Below are 18208 nucleotides of genomic sequence, written 5' to 3' on the forward strand. Positions count from 1 at the left end.
CGACGGCTCCATGGTCAGAGATCGAGGACCAGCTTGGGGCAGGCGGCGCGGGAGACGCAAATGAACATGACGTCGTTGGCCGCCTCCTCTTCGGGGGTGAGGAGCGAGTCTCGGTGGTCCACGACGCCGGCCAGCACGGGGGTCTCGCAGGTGCCGCAGGTGCCCTCCCGACACGACGTCAGGACCGGTACGCCCGCCGCCTCCACGACCTCCAGGATCGACCGGTCCGGCGGCACCGTCAGGGTGAGACCGGTGGCGGCCAGCTCGACCTCGAACGACCCGGTCATGATCGGGTCGCCCGCGTCCTTGGGGGTGAAACGCTCCACGTGCAGCGGCCGGTTCGCGCAGCGCTCCTCGACGGCCTGCAGGAGCGGGGCGGGGCCGCAGCAGTAGACGAGGGTGTCCATGGGCTCCTCCGCCAGGAGGGAGTCGAGGTCGAGCAGGCCGTGCTCGTCCTGCGGCCACAGGAGCACCTGGTCGCCGTGGGCGGCACGCAGCTCAAGGGCGAACGCCATCGACGCCGCCGTGCGGCCGCCGTAGGCGAGCCTCCACTGAGCGCCTTCGGTGGCGGTGATCATGGGGAGGATGGGGGTGATCCCGATCCCGCCGGCGATGAACAAGTAGCGGGGGGCGGCGTGGAGCGGGAAGTTGTTGCGTGGACCGCGAGCGAGGATCGTGCTGCCCGGGTGGAGCTCGTCGTGCACGTGGGCCGAGCCGCCCCGGCCGGCCGGCTCGCGCAGCACGGCGATCCGCCAGGTCGTGCGATCCGCCGGGTCGCCGCACAGAGAGTACTGGCGGACGAGGTCGTCGCCCAGGACCAGGTCGACGTGCGCGCCGGGCGTCCACGCGGGCAACTCGGCGCCGGCCGGATCGCGCAGGTCGAGCGCGACGACCCCGTCGGCCACCTGCGCACGCGCCTGCACGACGACCTTGCGCTCGACCGCGGAGTCGGTGCCGGCACCGGCGATGGCGCGGCCCTCGACGGCGGTCATCGGATCGCTCCAGCGCCGGATAGGGCGGCTGGGCCACGGGCGGCCTCCCCCTGGCCGGGGGCGACCACAGCCGGGGCCGGGGTGGCCTCCCCCAGGGCGGGGACGGCTTCCGCTGTGTGGCCGATCGGGTGGGCGAGCAGCCACTCCCACACCTCGATCGGCCCTTCGGCGATGTGCGTGGCGCCGCAGTGGCAGGTGCCCTGCAGCAGGTCGCTGCCCGGCAGCCACACCACCCGGAGCACCCCGCGGCCGCTGAGCATGCGGGTCGGTTCCATGCGCGTCACACCCGGCTGCCCGCGCTCTGCCCGGCGACCAGCTTTGCCAGCATGCGGCGCGCCGCCAGCCCGCCGGTGTCGATGTTGATCGACAGCTCCTGGTAGCCCTCAGGCTCGGTGGCGATCACCTGCTCCAGCACGTCCAGCGCGGTCACGTCCTGGAGCACGACGGTGCGGTTGTTCTCGGCGAGGAAGTCCGACACGCCCTGGTCGTCGAGGGCGAAGTCGCGGGCCACCGCCCAGAAGTCGTGCGTCGTGTGCTCGGTCTCGGGCGTGATGGCGTACACGACCTCGACGTGGAAGGCGTCCGGGTCGGTCCCGTCGGCGTTCGGCAGCACCCCGAGCGGCGCGATCCGCGAGTGCAGCTTGTACAGGCACGGCGGCGTGTACTCGATGTCCTGCCAGCGCATGATCCGCCCGGTCAGCCCGGTGGACTTGGCGTAGAACGGCGGGCATTCGGCGTCGTCCATGTGCCGGCTCACGTAGACGATCCCGGCCTCGTCGTCCACCTCGGTGGTGATCGGGGTGGACGCCACCTCGGGGGTGCCGATGTAGCCGCCGTGCAGGTACGTCTCGTGCGACAGGTCGAGCAGGTTGTCCACCAGCAGCCCGAACCGCGCCTTGAGCGGCTCCATCCCCGACACCGTGGTGTAGTCCGGCGAGACCAGCCAGGGCGCCCGGGGGATGCGGGTGGCGTCGGCCTTGGCCGGGTCGCCGATCCAGACCCAGACGAACGAGTCCTGCTCGACGACGGGGAAGCTCTTCAGCCGGGCGGTCCGCGGCACCCGGGTCTGGCCGGGCACGGCCACACAACCGCCGTCGGCGCCGTACGTGAAGCCGTGGTAGCCGCACACCACCTGGTCGTCGACCAGCCGGCTCGGCGCCTGGGACAGCGGGAAACGGCGGTGCACGCAGCGGTCCGACATCGCGGTGACGGTCCCGGCGCGGGTCCGCCAGAACAGGATCGACTCGCCGCAGACGGTGCGGCTGAACAGCTCGTGGCCGATCTCGCGGCCGTAGGCGGCGACGTACCACTGATCGCGGGGGATGCTTGGCATGGGCGACTCCTTCACAGTGGAACGATGGTGACCTCGGTCACCTGGCCGGCGGAACCGCGCTTCCCGGATGCCGGAAAACGAATGTGCCTAGAACCGCAGCACCGGCTTGATCGTGTCGCCGGAGACGATGTCGCCGACCGCACGCTGGATCTCCTCGAACTTGTAGTGCCTGATCAGGCGGTCGATCGGCAGCCGCCCGGCGGACACCAGCTCGGCCAGCACCGGGATCAGCGACTCCGTCTCGCTGTCGCCCAGGGTCAGGCCCACCACCTTGCGGCCCGGCAGCATGAAGTTGACGTCCACGGGGATCGACGAGCCGAACGGCGGGGCGCCCACTAGCACCGCGGTGCCCCGGGCGGCGAGCACGCCGACGGCGGCGCCGGCGACCCCCACGTTGCCCGTCGTCTCGACCACACCGTCGGCGCCCTGGCCGCCGGTGATCTCGCCGATCGCCTCGGCCAGGTCGATCGAGGTGGTGTCGACGGTGTGGGTGGCGCCGAGCTCGCGGGCCAGCTCCAGCCGGGCCGGCACCCGGTCGACCGCGATGATGCGGGTGGCAGGGGTGAGCCGGGCCGCCATGACCGCGGACAGGCCCACCGCTCCCGCGCCGGTCACGACGAGGGAGGCGCCTGGGCGCGGCTGGAGCACGTTCCAGACGGCGCCGGCGCCGGTCTGCACGCCGCAGCCGAGCGGCGCCAGCAGGTCGAGCGGCGCGTCGGCGGGCAGCTTGACCAGGCTGCGCTCGTCGACCAGGGCGTGCCTGGCGAAGGAGGACTGGCCGAAGAAGTGCCCGCCGAGAGCCGCGCCGTCTCTGGTCACGGTGGGCGAGCCATCCGCTCTGGCGCCGCCGAGCAGGTTCAGCGGCAGCCAGGCCGCGCAGTAGGCGGGGTGCCCGTCACGGCAGCCGGCGCACCTGCCGCACGAGGTGAACGAGAGCAGCACCTGGTCGCCGGGGCTGACCCGGGTCACCGCGGAGCCGACGGCCTCCACGACGCCCGCGCCCTCGTGGCCGAGGACTCCGGGGAGCGGGAACGGCAGGCCGCCGGCGGCGACACCCAGGTCGGTGTGGCAGATCCCGGCGGCGACCATCCGGACCAGCACCTCGTCAGGGCGCGGATCGGCCAGCTCGACCTCGGTCAGGTGAAAGCCTTCGCCCGCGGACTCGACGACGGCTGCTGAAGTGGTGGTGGTCATGGCATACCTCTCACAGGGCGATGACGACGGACTTGACCTTGGTGTACGACTCCAGCACCTCGGGGCCGTACTCCCGCCCGTAGCCGGACTGCTTGACCCCGCCGAACGGGATCGCCGGGTCGAGCATCGCCCAGTCGTTCACCCAGACGATGCCGGCCTCCAGCCGCGCCGCTACCCGGTGCGCGCGGGCCAGGTCGGTGGTCTGCAGGCCCGCCGCGAGCCCGTACGGCGTGCCGTTGGCCATGGCCACGGCCTCGTCCTCGGTGTCGAAGGGCTGGACGGTCAGGACCGGGCCGAAGATCTCCTCCTGCACGACAGGCGAATCGTCGCTCAGCCCGGCGATGACGGTCGGCTTGTAGTAGAAGCCGCCGCCGAGCTCCAGCCGCTCGCCTCCGGTGACGATCCGGCCGCCCTGCTCCTTGGCGATCCGCACGTACTCCTCGACCTTGGCGAGATGCCGCTCGGCGGCCATGGGGCCTACGACGGTCGCCGGGTCGAAGGGGTCGCCGACCGGCACGCCGGCGACGGCGCCTGCCAGGATCTCCAGGACGGTGTCGTACAGGGAGCGGTGGACGAGCAGGCGCGGACCGCCCATGCAGAACTGGCCGGTGTTGAAGACGAAGCCCTTGATGACCGAGCCGATCGCCTTGTCCAGGTCGGCGTCCTCGAACACGATCTGCGCGGCGTTGCCGCCCAGCTCCATCGTGACGGGCTTCAGCCCTTCGCCGGCCGTGGCGGCCGCGTACCGGCCGATCTTGGTCGAGCCGGTGAAGGCGATCTTGTCGATGCCGGGGTGGCGCAGCAGCGCCTCGCCGGCCACCGCGCCGCCGCCGGTGACCACGTTGAGCACGCCGTCCGGCACCCCGGCCTCGGCCAGGATCTCCGCCATCAGCAGGGCGCTGAGCGGGGTGTCCTCGGCGGGTTTGTGTACCACGACGTTGCCCGCGGCGAGCGCCGGGGCGATCTTCGAGCTGCTGAGGATCAGCGGGAAGTTGAACGGGGTGATCGCGCCGACCACGCCGAGCGGCTCGCGGCGCGTGTAGGCGTGCGAGGGGATCGGGATGTGCCGGGTCGCGCCTTGGAGGGTCTGGGCGAGCCCCGAGTAGTACTCGTAGATCTCGGCGGCCGTGGCCACGTCGACGGCGCGGCAGAGGCTGACCGGCTTGCCGACGTCGGCGCTCTCCACCGCGACGAGCTCGTCCTCACGGCGCCGGATGATGTCGGCGACGCGGTGCAGGATGCGTGCCCGCTCGCGGCCGGTCGTCTGCGACCACGCGCCGAACGCCTTACGCCCGGCGGCGACGGCCGCGTCCACGTCGGCGGCGTCGGCCTCGGCGACGGTGGTGATCACCTGTCCTGTCGACGGATCGGTGATGTCCCTCCTGCCCTTGGCGAACGCCTCGGCCCACTCGCCGCCGATGAACAGCTTGCCCGGCTCGATGTGCGGCCGGCTCACGGAATCCGTCATGACCCGCTCGCTTCCCGGTGCGATCACGCGCCGCACCGTCCTGGTCCCGACCTGTTCAACCAACAGGTTTCCTGATAATTACGCTTACATGGCGCAGAATGCAAGAGGGCTGAGATACTCAGGAAATCTGACTGTCCAAGGCAAAGGAGAGCACGTGACACAGGCAGCGAGCAGCAGCGGGTCCACGGACGTCGCCATCCCGCGCCCGTCGCTGCTGTACGTGGTGAAACAGATCGAGCTCGCCGCGCGGTCACTGATGGACGAGTTGCTGAAGCCGACGGGCATCACCGCGCTGCAATACACCGCGCTCACCGTGCTGCGCCGCCGGGACGGGCTCAGCTCCGCGCAACTGGCCCGCAACTCCTTCGTCACCGCCCAGTCCATGGCCGACATGATCACCGCACTGGAGCGGCGCGGCCTGATCGTGCGCCGCCGCGACCCGGACAACCGCCGGGCCCTGCTGATCAGCCTCACCGACGTGGGCCACGAGCTGCTCGCGGCCCACGACGAGGCGATGGACGCCCTGGAGGAGCGCATGCTCTCCGGACTCACCCCCCGGCAGCGCCGTGACCTGGAGGTCTACCTCAACCGCTGCCGGACTGCCCTGTCCGACCTGCCGCCGCACTGACGCGGGTGTTCAGGCCGAAGGAACGGACAGGTCCCGGAGCTTGAGCTTCTGGATCTTGCCAGAGCCGGTTTTCGGCAGGTCCTCGACGAACGTGACGTGCCGGGGGATCTTGTACTTGGCCAGCCTGGTACGCAGGAAGTCGCGCAGCTCCTCCCCCGTGACGGCATGCCCGGAACGGGCGACCACGAACGCACGGCCGGTCTCCCCCCACGTCTCGTCCGCCACGCCGACCACCGCGGCCTCGGCCACCGCGGGGTGCTCGAAGAGGACCGCCTCCACCTCCGCCGGATAGACGTTCTCGCCGCCGGAGATGTACATGTCCTTGACCCGGTCCACGATGTACAGGTGCCCCTCCTTGTCGCGGTAGGCGACGTCACCGGAGCGGAACCAGCCGCCTTCAGCGAAGCTCGCGGCGGTGGCCCCGGCGTCGTTCCAGTAGCCGGGCGTGACGTTCGGACCCTGGATGAGGACCTCGCCGGCCTCACCGGGCGAGGCGTCGCTGAGATCGGCCCGGGCGACCCGGACGTCGGCGAAGAAGGCGGGCACGCCTGCCGAGCCGACCTTGCGCGTGCTCTGGCTGGCCTCCAGGAACGTCGCCCCCGGCGAGGTCTCGGTCATGCCGTACCCCTGGCAGAACACCAGTCCCCGCTCCTGGTACCTGCGGATCAGCGCGGGCGGGATCGCCGCTCCCCCGGACATCAGCGTACGCAGCGACGACAGGTCCGCGCCGGCCCAGCGCGGTGAGGCGGCGAACGCGGCGAACATCGTGGTGACCCCGAACATCCACGTGACGCCGAACTTCTCGATCAGGTCGTAGCACGCGTCCACGTCCCACGACGGCATGATCACCGAGCGGCCGCCCTTGGCGAAGGTCGGCAGCAGCGTCTGGTTCAGCGCCGCGACGTGGAACAGCGGTGCGCTGACCAGCGTCGTCTCATCGCCGGCCACGTCCACCCCGATGAGCATGTTGTACGTGTTCCAGATCAGGTTCGCGTGGCTGAGCGTGGCGCCCTTGGGTCGGCCGGTAGTGCCCGACGTGTAGAGGATGAGCGCGATGTCGTCCTGCGCCACCGGCACGTCGATCGGCGCGGGGTCGCCCTGCGCGAGCCAGTCCTCGTAGGCTTCGAGCGGGATGATCTCGTCCAGGGCCGGCGTGCCGGTCAGCGCCTCCACCACGCCGGCGCACTGCGGCGCGTGGATGAGCACCTTCGCGCCGCTGTGCCCCAGCATGTAGTCGATCTCGGGCGCGGCGAGCCGGAAGTTCAGCGGGACGAAGATCGCGCCGAGCACGTGCGTGGCGAACATGGTCTCGGCGAACGCGACGTGGTTCGGGCCGAGATAGGCGACCCGGTCCCCGGCCCGCACGCCGATGTCCCGCAGCCGCGCCGCCAGCCTCGTCACCCGCTCGTGCACCTCGGCGTAGGTCAGCGAGCGGTCCTCGAAGACGAAGGCCGTGCGGTCCGGCGTCATCAAGGCCCGCCGCGCCGGCCAGCCGCCGATCCCGGAGTTCTGCATGAGCGTGGCTCTCCTGTCAGGAGGTGGTGGTCTTGGTGGCGCCGGCGGGGATCGGCTCCGCCGCCAGATCGCCGCGACTGGTCTCCCCCAACGCCAGCGTGCAGGCCACGGCCAGCAGGCACGCGGCGGCGATGACGGCCGAGACCACGAGGGTCCCGCCGCCGCCGTTGGCCGCCTGGATCTGGGCGAACACCACCGGCGCCAGCCCGGCGCCGAGCCCGGCCAGCTGGTAGCCGAGCGAGGCGCCGGTGTAGCGGGTGCGGGTGCTGAACAGCTCGGTGTAGAGCGCGGCCAGCGGCCCGTACATCATCGGGTGCACGACGGCCTGGCCGAAGACGAGCGCGACGGTGAGCAGGGCGACGCTGCCCGTGTTCACCAGCGGGAACAGGGCGAACGCGAACACCGCCATGATCAGCGCGCCGGTGATGACGACCGGCCGCCGCCCGACCCGGTCCGACAGGGCCGACCAGCCGAGGATGCCGAGCACGGCCAACGCCGAGGAGAGCGTCAGCCCGTTCAGCACCGCCTGCCGCTCGAAACCGGCCCCCACGCCGTACGCGATGAGGTAGGTGGTGAGCGTGCCCTGCGCCACGAACGCGGCCAGCCCCACGCCGACCCCCAGCAGCAGCGTCCTGGGCTGCCCGCGCAGCACGTCCAGCAGCGGGGCCCTGGAGGCGCTCTCCTTGACGGCGGCGCTGAACACCGGCGTCTCCTCCACCCGCGTCCTGACGAACAGGCCGATCGCGAGCAGCACGATGCTGATCAGGAACGGCACCCGCCACCCCCACGCCAGGAAGGCCTCGTTGCCCACCACGGCGGCGGTGCCGGTCAGCGCGCCCGTGGACAACACCATGCCGAAGGGCGCCCCCGCGTTGGTGAAGCTCGCCCAGAGACCGCGGCGGGAGGTGGCATGCTCTGCCGACATCAGCACCGCGCCGCCCCACTCACCGCCGACGGCGACCCCCTGCACGACCCTCAGCAGGACGAGCGCGATCGGTGCGAGCACCCCGGCCTGCGCGTACGTGGGCAGCAGCCCGATGAGGAAGCTGGCCACGCCCATGAGCACCATGGTGAGCACCAGCATGCGCTTGCGGCCGAGCCGGTCGCCGAAGTGGCCGAACACCACGCCGCCGATCGGCCTGGCCAGGTAGCCGGTGGCGAACGTGCCCAGGCTGGCCACCGTGGCGACCAGGGGGTCGAGGTTGGAGAAGAAGACCTTGCTGAACACGACGGCGGAGGCCGTGGCGTACAGGAGGAAGTCGTAGTACTCGATGACGCTGCCGAGGAAGCTCGAGGCCACCGCGCGGCGCAGCTGGACGGGGTTCGACATGAGAGGGGGGCTCCTCATATCTCGAAGGGTCAGGTCGTATCTGGAAGGGTCAGGCGTAGTGCCGGTAGACGGCACGGGCGACGCACGCGGGCTTGGCCGCGCCGTCGATCTCCACGGTGAAGTCGAGCAACATCTGGACGCCGTCGCCGGGGACGTCCTCGACCTCGGCGACCTTGCCGGCGAGGCGGATCTTGCTGCCGACCTTGACCGGGCTGGGGAAACGGACCTTGTCCAGGCCGTAGTTGATGCTCATCTTCATGCCCTGGATGTCGAGCAGCTCGTTGAACAGGGGGATGAGCAGGGCCAGGGTCAGATAGCCGTGCGCGATCGTGCCGCCGAACGGCCCGTCCTTCGCCTTGTCCGGGTCCACATGGATCCACTGGTGGTCGTTGGTGGCGTCGGCGAAGGTGTTCACCCGCTCCTGGGTGATCTCCAGCCAGCCGCTGTGGCCGAGGTCCTGGCCGGCCAGCGCCTTCAGCTCGTCGAGACCGTTCGCGACGATGGTCATGCCTGTGTCTCCTTGGGGGTGAGGCCGAGCAGGCGCGCGGCGTTGTCTTTGAGGATCTTGGGACGGACCTCGGGCTTGATGTCGAGCTTGGCGAAGTCCGCCAGCCACCGGTCCGGGGTGATCACCGGGTAGTCCGAGCCGAACAGCACCTTGTCCTTCAGCAGCGTGTTGGCGTACCGGACGAGCTGCGGCGGGAAGTACTTCGGCGACCAGCCGGACAGGTCGATGTACACCGACGGCTTGTGCGTGGCCACCGCCAGCGCTTCGTCCTGCCAGGGGAACGACGGGTGCGCCAGGATGATCTTCAGGTGCGGGAAGTCCACGGCGACGTCGTCGACCAGCATCGGGTTGGAGTACTTCAGCCGGATGCCCGCCCCACCGGGCACGCCCGCGCCGATGCCGGTCTGGCCGGTGTGGAAGAGGGCGACCGCGCCGAGCTCCTCGATCACCTCGTACAGCGGGTAGGCCAGTGGGTCGTTCGGGGCGAAGCCCTGGATGCTGGGGTGGAACTTGAAGCCGCGCACGCCGTACTCGGTGACCAGGCGGCGGGCCTCGCGGGCGCCCGCCCGGCCCTTCCACGGGTCGACGCTGGCGAATGGAATGAGCACGTCCGGGTGCTCGGCGCAGCTCTCGGCGATCTCCTCGTTCGAGATGCGCGGATGGCCGGTGGCGTGCTCGGCGTCCACGGTGAACACCACCGCGGCCATCTGCCGCTCCCGGTAGTAGGCGGCCATCTGGGGGATGGCCGGTCGCTCGTGCGCGCCGAAATACTCCTCCGACGCCCCGAACAGCTGGGGGCTGAGCGAGCCGTGCCCGTCCTTGGAGACCTCGGCGTGGGTGTGGACGTCGATAGCGACGAGCTCGTCTGCGTTCATTTCCTTTGGGCTCATGACGCCGGGGCCTTAGGGGCGGGGATGCCGTACGTCTCCGGCTCGGCCCCGACGCCCTCATCCCAGGAAGCGGCGATGGCGTCGGCGGACCAGCCGCCGTCGGCGTACGCGACGGCCTTCTCCTTGGGGTGCGACCAGAGGGCCAGCTTGTCGCCGCCGATGCCCACGGCCTGCCCGGTGACGCCGGCGGAGGCGTCCGAGGCCAGGTAGACGACGAGCCCGGCCACGTCCTCGACCGTGCCGAGGCCCTCGTCCTTGCGCAGCCAGTCCGGCAGCGGGTCGCCGGTGCGCTCGGCCTCCTCCAGGATCGGTGCGAAGACCGGGATCGTCTTGGTCATCTCGGTGGCCGCGACCGGGACGACGGCGTTCACCGTGATGTTCGACCGGCCCAGCTCCATGGCCCACGTACGCGCCATCGCCACGATGCCGGCCTTGGCGGCGGCGTAGTTGGTCTGGCCGAAGTTGCCGCGCTGACCGGCCGGGGAGGAGATCAGGATCAGCCGGCCGCCCTCACCCTGCTCGCGCATGCGTACGGCGGCCGCGCGGGCGCAGGTGAACGTGCCCCGCAGGTGCACCTCGACGACCGCGTCGAAGTCCTCGTCGGACATCTTCCACAGGACCCGGTCGCGCAGGATGCCGGCGTTGGTCACCATGACGTCGAGCCGGCCGAACTCCTTGACCGCGGTGTCCACGAGCCGCTGCGCGACCTCGGTCCCACCGACGGCGCCCACCTCGGCCACGGCCTTGCCACCCGCGGCGACGATGGCCTCGACCGCCTCCGCGGCCGCTGCGGCGTCCACGTCGTTGACGACAACCGCCGCTCCGGCAGCACCCAGAGCCTCCGCGTACGCCCGGCCGAGACCGCGACCGGCCCCGGTGACCACGGCCACCTTGCCCGACAAATCCATCTATTCCACCCCAAACACCGCAGGATTCCACCGACGTCGGCCAATGTAAGGCAGTTTCGTGACTCAGGTCAAAGTTCTGCCCAACATCGTCCTCACAAACCCGATGCCCTATACGTTGGGCATATTTCCAACCTTCGTCAAGACTTTGCCCGACATCCCTGCTCCGTCTACGCTCATGCGTGTGAAGCGCGAGGATGAGCAGGACCAGCCGCATCAGCTGCCGGCGGCGCGCCCGCAGTCGCTGATGTTCAGCTTTCTCGGCATCTACGTGCTGGGGCGCGACACGGCGGTCTACTCGGGCAGCGTCATCGACGTCTTCGCCCGGCTGGGCGTCTCGGAGGAGGCGGTGCGCTCCACGCTCACCCGCATGGCCAAGCGCAACCTGCTGACCAGGCACCGCCAGGGTAAGAAGGTCTATTTCGGGCTCACCTCGCACGCCACCGAGGTGCTCGACGACGGACGCAGGCACGTCTGGGAGACCGGCGCGGTCAACCGCGACTGGGACGGCACGTGGACGCTGGTCGGCTTCTCGCTGCCGGGTAGCGAACGCAGCACCCGCCACGACCTGCGTTCCCAGCTCATCTGGGCCGGGTTCGGGCTGCTGCAGGGCGGGTTGTGGATCGCTCCGGGCTCGAAGGACGTGGAGTCGATGGTCGCCACGCTCGGCCTCGGCGACAACGTCACCGTGCTCCAGGCACGGGCGTTCAAGCCGACCGAGTCGGCCGATCTGGTCCGCAAGGCGTTCGACACCGACCAGATCGCCGAACGCTACCGGACCTTCCTCGACCGCTGGGACACCGCGCACCCGCTGCCGTCCGCCGCCGACGACCTGGCCAGGCAGCTGTTCCTGCACACCGACTGGCTGCAACTCGTCCGCCAGGACCCGCGCCTCCCGGCCGAGCACCTGCCCGCCGACTGGCCGGCGATCCGCGCCGAGAAGCTGTTCCACACACTGGCCCACCGCTACGAGGCGACCGCGGCGAAGCTGGCCGCGGCCGTGCTCGACGAGCTCCCCCTGCGCCCGTAGCCGGCTCGGTCGAGCAACCAGGCGCCACGTCCGAACCGGGGGCTTGGTCGCCCGGCGCCACGCGTGGCGCCGGGCATGCCTCTCTCAGAGCTCGAGACTAGGTCACGTGCCGTCGATCAGCCGTATGGCGAGATCCGGGCTGAACGTGCCGGCGGGCACGTTCGGCGCGATGCCGCAGTTGCCGTCCGAGTCGCCGGGGACCTTGACCCAGAGCAGCATCTCGGCGCCGCCGCCGGTCTGCGTCGTGGCGCCGAGTTTGCGGCCCGACGGGTTGCACCATTCACCGTTGGAGCCGTTGCCGTTGCGGCTGGTGTCGATCACGAACTTGGCGGTGCCGCCGAGCGCGGAGTTGATCGCGTTGCCGTATGTGGATGACTGGCTGGTGGTGTAGTAGTTGGAGACGTTGACCGAGAAGCCGCGCACGTTGGCGACGCCCACGCTCTGCAGCCGGGAGGCCATGGTCGCCGGCGCGGTCCAGCCGGGGTTGCCGGCGTCGAGGTAGGCCCAGGTGTTGGCGGCCTTGCTTCGGAACTGCTCGGTGGCGTAGGTCAGCATGCGGATGCGTTCCTGCCGGGCCGTCTCGCTCATGCAGTCGAAGTCGCCGAGCGAGTCCGGCTCGATGACGACGACCGCAGGCCGGTTGCCGATGCCGGAGGCGAACGCGGAGATCCATGTCTTGTACGCCGCTTCGCTGCCGGCACCGCCGCCGGAGTGGCCGCCGCACGCGTCGCGGCCGGGGATGTTGTACGCGACCAGGATCGGCAGTTTGTCGGCGCTGTCCGCGGCGCCCACGAAGCCGGAGACGGCGGCGGTGATGTCGCCGCTCCAGCTACCGAACCACCGGGCCATCGGCTTGGAGGCGATAGAGGACTGGATCCGGGCCGCCCGGGAATCGCCGGAGTTGTTTCTCACCCAGACCGCGGGGTTGGAGTTGGGGTCGACGTAGAAGCCGCTCGTCATGCCGATCGGCCCGGATCCCGACGTCGTATCGGTGAGGGAGACGTTGTCGAGGTAGACAGTGTGGGCGGCGTTCCTGCCAAGTTGGAACGACACCTGTCCGGCCGTCGTGCTCAGGCTGGAGGTGAAGGGGAAGCTGAAGCGCTTGCTCGTCGTGGTGAGCGCGATCGTCTGCGTCAGGGTGTTGGTGTACGGGCTGTTGGCCAGTTGCACGGTGGTGACCGCGCTGACCGAGGTGGAGGCGGCGGCGTCGAACGATAGCGTGTAGGTCTTGCCGCTGGTCAGGGGGATGTTGTTCTGGGCCACCATGGCGTCCCACGGGTTGGCCGTGCCACCGGCCGCGTTGACGCGCAGCCGCCCGTTGTCCACCGCCATGGAGGTGTTGGCCGAGTTCCACCATGACGCGGTGCCGCTGCTGAAGGTGCCGTTGACTACCAGCTCAGTCGCGGCGGCCGCGGGCGTGGCGACGGTCACCGACAGAGCGGTCACCGTTGCGGCCGTGATCGCTGCCAACCGGGTTAACACTCGCATGTACTGCTTCCTTTCCTAGGGGATCCCTGTCACAGGAAGTCGGCTGTCACAGGGGAGTCGGCTGTCACAGGGAGTCGGCGAAGGCGGCGATCCAGGCAAGGGACGAGTTCCAGTTGATCGCCACCTCGTTGGTGGACCAGGAGCCGATGTCGTCGATGTAGCAAGTGGCCGGCGCACAGCCGGCGAGGTTGCGCTGGGCAACCGGATCCTGGAGACCGGAATTGGGACCTCCGGCCAGGGAACCGGGGGCGGGGGTGGGAAGGCTCGGGTCGATCTGGTGGGCCCAGAATCGGTGGTGCTGGTTGTGGCTGGCCCGCTCGCCGTACCCGGTGACGTAGGAGGTCACCTGTCCGTGCGAGTCCGAGACGTTCGACGTCGCGGTGTACTCGAACGTGCGCAGCGTGGCCGTCAGCTCGGGCCGTTGGTCCAGGGGGGTGGTGTACGGCGGGCCGGCGAGCTGGACGGTGGTGCGGATGGTGAGGTCCCGGCTGGCGGAGGCGGTAAAGCGGAGCGTGTACGGCTGGCCGTCCTCCAACGGGATGTCGTTCTGGCCGATCATGGAGTCCCACGGGTTCGTGGTGCCGGCCGGGACCTCGGCGCACAGCTGCCCCGATTCGACGCGCGACGGGGTGTTCTGGCTGCTCCACCAAGGGTCTTTGCCGTTGTCGAAGCACAGCCTGAGTGTGGCGGACATACCGGGACCCTTCAGGTCGCTGGACAGAGTAGTCCCCGGCACACCGCGGCGTCGTGCCGGATCTTCCGCCAGGGCGCCGCGAGCTGTCAAGTGTTTCGTGAAGATTGATCCTCGCTCACTCCGCCCCCTTCTCAGCGGTGCGACAATCCCTTACGATCGGCTGGGAGCGCTCCCAATAATGTACGGAAAGAGCTCTGGAACACCGGCACAATCCGCGGCGTCAACGCAGGTAGTCGAGTGCATCCAGCAGTTCAGCTCTCCCTGGAACCGCTCCCGGGCACAGGGAGATATGACATGACGACAAGGCCGGCACGGCCACCGGGTCATCGAACCGGAGATCCTCCCGCTGTGCGCCAAGGAAGGTGTCAGCGGCCAGCTCGTCTACCAGCCGATGGCCCAGCCGATGGCCCAGCCGATGGCCCAAGTGCGGCGGCATCCGGGGCACCTCTCGGAGACGACGTGCTCGGCGCGATCGACGAGATCTTGGACGACGTGGTGGAACGCGTGGCCGACGGGCCGTTCAGCCCCGCCCACCTGGCCTGATCGCGATTGGGAGCGCTCACAACCAGAAGGCCTGGTACGCTCCGCAGGACCAGCTCAACACCTTTGGGAGCGCCCCTAAATGGCGGATCGGCAACCGACGCTGGACGAGGTGGCCCGGCGGGCGGGCGTGTCCAGGGGCACGGTGTCCCGGGTGATCAACGACGCCCCGCATGTCAGCCGGGCCGCGCGGCAGGCCGTGGAACGGGCCATCAAGGACCTGGGCTACGTGCCCAACGTCGCCGCCCGCTCGCTGGCCACCCAGCGCAGTGGCGCGGTCGTGCTGGCGGTCTCCAGCGACGACCAGGCCCTGTTCACCAACCCCTTCTTCGCCGAGGTCGTCGTCGGGGTGAACGCCGTCCTGGAGGAAACCGACCTGGAGCTGCTGCTGATCCTGGCCGCCTCCGAGCGCGGCAGGAACCGGCTGTCCCGTGTCCTGCAGTCACGCAGGGCCGACGGTGTCATGCTGCTGGCCCTGCGGGAGAACGACCCCCTGGCGAAGGTGGCCGCCGAGGGCGGCATCCCCGTGGTATACGGCGGACGCTCCCTGGGCGGCTCGCACCACTGGTACGTGGACGCCGACAACCGCGACGGCGCGCGCCAGGCGGCCGAATACCTGATCTCCACCGGCCGCACCCGGATCGCGACCATCACCGGGCCGCTCGACATGCACGTCGGCGTATCCCGCTACCTGGGCTACCGCGAGGCGCTGGCGCTGGCTGGACTCGGAGCCGAGCGGGTCGCGCACGGCGACTTCACCGAGGCGAGCGGAGCCGCCGCAATGGCTCGCCTGCTGACAGAGCATCCGGACCTCGACTCCGTGCTGGTCGCCTCCGACGAGATGGCCGTGGGCGCGCTCGCCGTGCTGAAAGAGCACGGCCGGGCCGTACCCGGCGAGATCGCAGTCGTGGGGTTCGACGACGTGGTGACCGCCCGGCACACCCATCCCACCCTGACCACGGTGCGCCAGCCCATCAAGGCCCTTGGCCGCGAGATGACCCGCATGCTGCTCGCCCTGATCCGCGGCGAGCAGCCCACCCCGCTCATCCTCCCCACCGAACTGGTCGTCCGCGAATCCGCCTGAACCCGGATGGCGGTAGCTTCCGCTGTGCCCGTAACGGGATCACGCATGCGCGGTGAGCGTCCTCCTCGTCGCGTAGCAGAGCCAGGACGATGCACCGGCCGTGCTCAAGCCGCGTGAGCTCGAGATGCTCGAACGGCTGGCGCGCGCGGTCGCGCACTCCTCGGGCCTGTCCACAGTCGCCTGGCCTCAAGGCTTTCCTTGCGACTCCAGACCATCTCCTCTACATTGAATAAACATTTACTCAATGAGGAAGCATGGCCAGAACACGGAAAGAACAGGCGGAATGGCGGCGCGAGCAGTTGCTCGACGCGGCGCTGAAGGTCTTCGCCGAGAAGGGTGTGGACGGCGCGTCGGTCAAGGACCTCGCCGAAGCGGCGGGAGTGACCCCCGGTCTGCTCTACCGCTACTTCGACAGTAAGGAAGCCCTGGTCCAGGCGTTGCTGGCGGAGCGCGGTTTCCTGCCGCGCCTACGCGAGCTGTTGACCGCCGATCACGGCACGCGGCCCGCCAAGGAGGTGCTGGCGGAGTTGCTGGCCGCCTTCGACGGTCTGCTCGCGGACAACGCCGACCTCATGGCCGTGTTCTTCAGCACCACGCGGGCTCGCGCGGCGCTGGGCGAGCTGATGGCGGAAGGGCACCGTCTGGTCGGCGACTTCTTGACCACGCGCGTCACAGCCGGCGAGCTGCGCCCGCACGACGTCGCGACGGCGGCCAAGACCTTGCTCGCCACCGTGGCCGTGAACCGCCGGATGGGCACCCCGGTCGACGTCGACCGGCTGGTCGAGCTGCTGTTTCCCGAGGAAGGATGAAGCATCATGGCAACCGAGAGCACCAGATGTTGCGTGGTCGGCGGCGGCCCTGCCGGGATGATGGCCGGGCTGTTGCTGGCCCGGCAGGGCGTCGAGGTGATCGTCCTGGAGAAGCACGCCGACTTCCTCAGGGACTTCAGGGGCGACACCGTCCACCCGTCCACGCTGGAGTTGATCTCCGAGCTGGGGTGGATCGAGGAGTTCCTGAGGCTGCCGCACAGCAGGATGACCGACGTCACCGTGAGCATCGGAGGCCGGGCGGTCACATTCGCCGACTTCACCCGGCTGCGGGTCCGCTGTCCGTACATCGCGTTCATGCCTCAGTGGGACGTGCTGGACTTCCTGGCGGGGAAGGCGAGCGCGTACCCCTCCTTCCGCCTGCTGCGCAGTGCCACGGCGACAGGGCTGATCCTGGAGGAGGGGCGCGTCTCGGGGGTCCGGGCGGCCACCGCCGACGGTCCGCTCGACGTACGGGCCGACCTGGTGATCGCCGCCGACGGCCGCCACTCGACGTTGCGTGACCTGGCCGGACTGGAGGCGAAGGCGAGTTCGCCGCCGATGGACGTGCTGTGGTTCCGTCTGCCTCGCCGCGACGGCGACCGCTTGCCCTTCTTCCAGCGCGGCAAGGGGGTGCTGGTCGCCATCGACCGGGGCGAGTACTGGCAGCTCGCCTACACGATCCCGCCGGGGGCCTTCGCTCAGCTCAAGAAGGCCGGGTTGACCGCGTTCCGGGAACGGGTGGAGGGACTGGCGCCTGCTCTGCGTGATCGCGCCGGGCTGATAGACGACTGGGACCAGGTCCACCAGCTGTCCGTGAGGGTAGATCGGCTGCCGCGTTGGCACCGGCCGGGGTTGTTGTGCATCGGTGACGCCGCCCACGCCATGTCACCCGCCGGCGGCGTCGGCATCAACCTGGCCGTGCAGGACGCGGTCGCCGCCGCCAACCTGCTCGGTCCCGTCCTTCGCCAGGCGGGCGTCCCCGATGCGGCCGACCTCGCCAGGGTGCAGGCACGCAGGGAACGGGCGGTCAGAGTGACCCAGGCGTTCCAGGTCCGCATCCTGCGTGACCTGTATCCCAAGGGAACGGCGGACGACACGGCCGGGCACGTGCCGCCGATCTTCACCGCGTTCAAGGCGCTGCCGCCGCTGCGGCATCTGATGGGGCGCTTCATCGGAATGGGAGTGCGGCCCGAGCACATCGAGCAGCCCTAACCCGTGTTCGCTGCCGGCGCCGGCGGAGATCAGCCTGACCAGACAGCCGTTGCTGCACACCGACGGGCTGCAACTCATCCGCCAGGACCCACGCATCCCGGCCGAGCACCTGCCCGCCGACTGGCTGGCGATCCGCGCGGAGAAGCTGTTCCACACGCTGATCCACCGCTACGAGCCGAGCGCCGGGCAACTCGCCGCAACCGTGCTCGACGAGCCGCCCCTGCGCCAGTAGCCGGCACGGTCGGGCAACCAGCACGTATCCCCGGCGTCGGGGAAGGCCGCGCCGACGTGGGCGTGATCACACGGCGCTACCATCACACGCCCCTTGTCTGCCGAAGCATCCCCCGCCTCGTCGCTGCCGAGATCCAGACACGGACGCTGGGGGTCGAACGCGAGGATGCGTTCCCATAGCCCTCGCGGGGTTCGGGCCTTCCGGTAAGCACCGCCCTCGGCCGTATTTCGGCTCTTCGAACTTGATCGGGGTTGAAGCCTGACTGCTCGTGCTCGCGTGGCTGGGGTGCGGTCGGCTCTTGAGCGAGCTCGCGGCTCCCGTCGATCATTTCTGTTGTCGACGCAGAAGATCACAAC

18 protein-coding genes are annotated in these 18208 nt (G+C 70.0%); 6 read left to right on the plus strand and 12 right to left on the minus strand.

All coding sequences use genetic code 11. From position 1 onward, the window contains the following. Positions 1 to 14 precede the first annotated feature (14 nt). The 5 genes from ACTWPT_RS49470 to ACTWPT_RS49490 form a co-directional block, all read right to left on the minus strand. Positions 15 to 992 carry a PDR/VanB family oxidoreductase gene (locus ACTWPT_RS49470; protein ID WP_443184517.1) on the minus strand — a complete coding sequence of 326 codons (978 nt, stop codon included), beginning with the start codon at positions 990 to 992 and terminating at the stop codon, positions 15 to 17. After that, the gene (locus tag ACTWPT_RS49475) at positions 989 to 1267 is read right to left on the minus strand and encodes a hypothetical protein (protein WP_443184518.1); all 279 of its coding nucleotides are present in this window, start codon (positions 1265 to 1267) and stop codon (positions 989 to 991) included. Before ACTWPT_RS49475 ends, ACTWPT_RS49470 begins: the two co-directional genes overlap by 4 nt. Before the next feature lie 5 nt (positions 1268 to 1272). After that, positions 1273 to 2325 (minus strand): aromatic ring-hydroxylating dioxygenase subunit alpha, encoded by a 1053-nt coding sequence (locus tag ACTWPT_RS49480; RefSeq protein WP_443184519.1) that lies wholly within the window; start codon positions 2323 to 2325, stop codon positions 1273 to 1275. A gap of 87 nt (positions 2326 to 2412) precedes the next feature. Next, positions 2413 to 3519, minus strand: a complete 1107-nt coding sequence (locus tag ACTWPT_RS49485; protein ID WP_443184520.1) for an NAD(P)-dependent alcohol dehydrogenase — start codon at positions 3517 to 3519, stop codon at positions 2413 to 2415. 10 nt (positions 3520 to 3529) lie between these two features. After that, complete coding sequence (locus tag ACTWPT_RS49490; protein ID WP_443184521.1) at positions 3530 to 4987, minus strand: aldehyde dehydrogenase family protein; 1458 nt, start codon at positions 4985 to 4987, stop codon at positions 3530 to 3532. A 154-nt stretch (positions 4988 to 5141) separates the two neighbouring features. Between ACTWPT_RS49490 and ACTWPT_RS49495 the strand changes: the two genes are divergently transcribed. Then, complete coding sequence (locus ACTWPT_RS49495; RefSeq protein WP_443184522.1) at positions 5142 to 5615, plus strand: MarR family winged helix-turn-helix transcriptional regulator; 474 nt, start codon at positions 5142 to 5144, stop codon at positions 5613 to 5615. 9 nt (positions 5616 to 5624) lie between these two features. Here the strand turns inward: ACTWPT_RS49495 and ACTWPT_RS49500 are convergent, their stop codons facing one another. Genes ACTWPT_RS49500 through ACTWPT_RS49520 form a run of 5 tightly spaced genes read right to left on the minus strand, consistent with a single transcriptional unit; the run spans position 5625 to position 10766 of the window. After that, on the minus strand, positions 5625 to 7130 hold the full coding sequence (locus tag ACTWPT_RS49500) for an acyl-CoA synthetase (protein WP_443184523.1): 1506 nt from the start codon (positions 7128 to 7130) through the stop codon (positions 5625 to 5627). 16 nt (positions 7131 to 7146) lie between these two features. Then, positions 7147 to 8460, minus strand: a complete 1314-nt coding sequence (locus ACTWPT_RS49505; protein WP_443184524.1) for an MFS transporter — start codon at positions 8458 to 8460, stop codon at positions 7147 to 7149. A 49-nt stretch (positions 8461 to 8509) separates the two neighbouring features. Further along, a complete protein-coding gene (locus tag ACTWPT_RS49510; RefSeq protein ID WP_443184525.1) occupies positions 8510 to 8968 on the minus strand; it encodes a MaoC family dehydratase in 459 nt (152 codons plus the stop codon). Next, positions 8965 to 9843, minus strand: a complete 879-nt coding sequence (locus tag ACTWPT_RS49515) for an amidohydrolase family protein (protein WP_443184526.1) — start codon at positions 9841 to 9843, stop codon at positions 8965 to 8967. Before ACTWPT_RS49515 ends, ACTWPT_RS49510 begins: the two co-directional genes overlap by 4 nt. 11 nt (positions 9844 to 9854) lie before the next feature. Then, positions 9855 to 10766 (minus strand): SDR family oxidoreductase, encoded by a 912-nt coding sequence (locus ACTWPT_RS49520; protein ID WP_443184527.1) that lies wholly within the window; start codon positions 10764 to 10766, stop codon positions 9855 to 9857. A 181-nt stretch (positions 10767 to 10947) separates the two neighbouring features. On the opposite strand from ACTWPT_RS49520, the gene ACTWPT_RS49525 reads away from it, so the two are divergent. Beyond that, entirely contained in the window at positions 10948 to 11793 is an 846-nt protein-coding gene (locus ACTWPT_RS49525) for a PaaX family transcriptional regulator (protein WP_443184528.1), read from the plus strand. Positions 11794 to 11895: 102 nt separating this feature from the next. On the opposite strand, the gene ACTWPT_RS49530 is transcribed toward ACTWPT_RS49525, so the two are convergent. Together ACTWPT_RS49530 and ACTWPT_RS49535 are read right to left on the minus strand one after the other, a co-directional pair. Next, positions 11896 to 13281 (minus strand): glycoside hydrolase family 6 protein, encoded by a 1386-nt coding sequence (locus ACTWPT_RS49530; protein ID WP_443184529.1) that lies wholly within the window; start codon positions 13279 to 13281, stop codon positions 11896 to 11898. Positions 13282 to 13345: 64 nt separating this feature from the next. Continuing rightward, positions 13346 to 13975 (minus strand): glycoside hydrolase family 9 protein, encoded by a 630-nt coding sequence (locus ACTWPT_RS49535; protein WP_443184530.1) that lies wholly within the window; start codon positions 13973 to 13975, stop codon positions 13346 to 13348. A gap of 622 nt (positions 13976 to 14597) precedes the next feature. Between ACTWPT_RS49535 and ACTWPT_RS49540 the strand changes: the two genes are divergently transcribed. From ACTWPT_RS49540 to ACTWPT_RS49555, 4 genes are all read left to right on the plus strand, one after another. Next, positions 14598 to 15599: a LacI family DNA-binding transcriptional regulator gene (locus ACTWPT_RS49540; RefSeq protein WP_443184531.1), complete on the plus strand. Its 1002-nt coding sequence runs from the start codon at positions 14598 to 14600 to the stop codon at positions 15597 to 15599. Between the two features lie 254 nt (positions 15600 to 15853). Continuing rightward, the gene (locus ACTWPT_RS49545) at positions 15854 to 16408 is read left to right on the plus strand and encodes a TetR/AcrR family transcriptional regulator (RefSeq protein WP_443184532.1); all 555 of its coding nucleotides are present in this window, start codon (positions 15854 to 15856) and stop codon (positions 16406 to 16408) included. A 6-nt stretch (positions 16409 to 16414) separates the two neighbouring features. Beyond that, positions 16415 to 17620 (plus strand): FAD-dependent oxidoreductase, encoded by a 1206-nt coding sequence (locus tag ACTWPT_RS49550; protein WP_443184533.1) that lies wholly within the window; start codon positions 16415 to 16417, stop codon positions 17618 to 17620. 34 nt (positions 17621 to 17654) lie between these two features. Beyond that, entirely contained in the window at positions 17655 to 17852 is a 198-nt protein-coding gene (locus ACTWPT_RS49555; RefSeq protein ID WP_443184535.1) for a PaaX family transcriptional regulator C-terminal domain-containing protein, read from the plus strand. Positions 17853 to 18208 lie beyond the last annotated feature (356 nt).

The organism is Nonomuraea sp. 3N208 (assembly GCF_052245935.1).
Lineage (GTDB): Bacteria > Actinomycetota > Actinomycetes > Streptosporangiales > Streptosporangiaceae > Nonomuraea.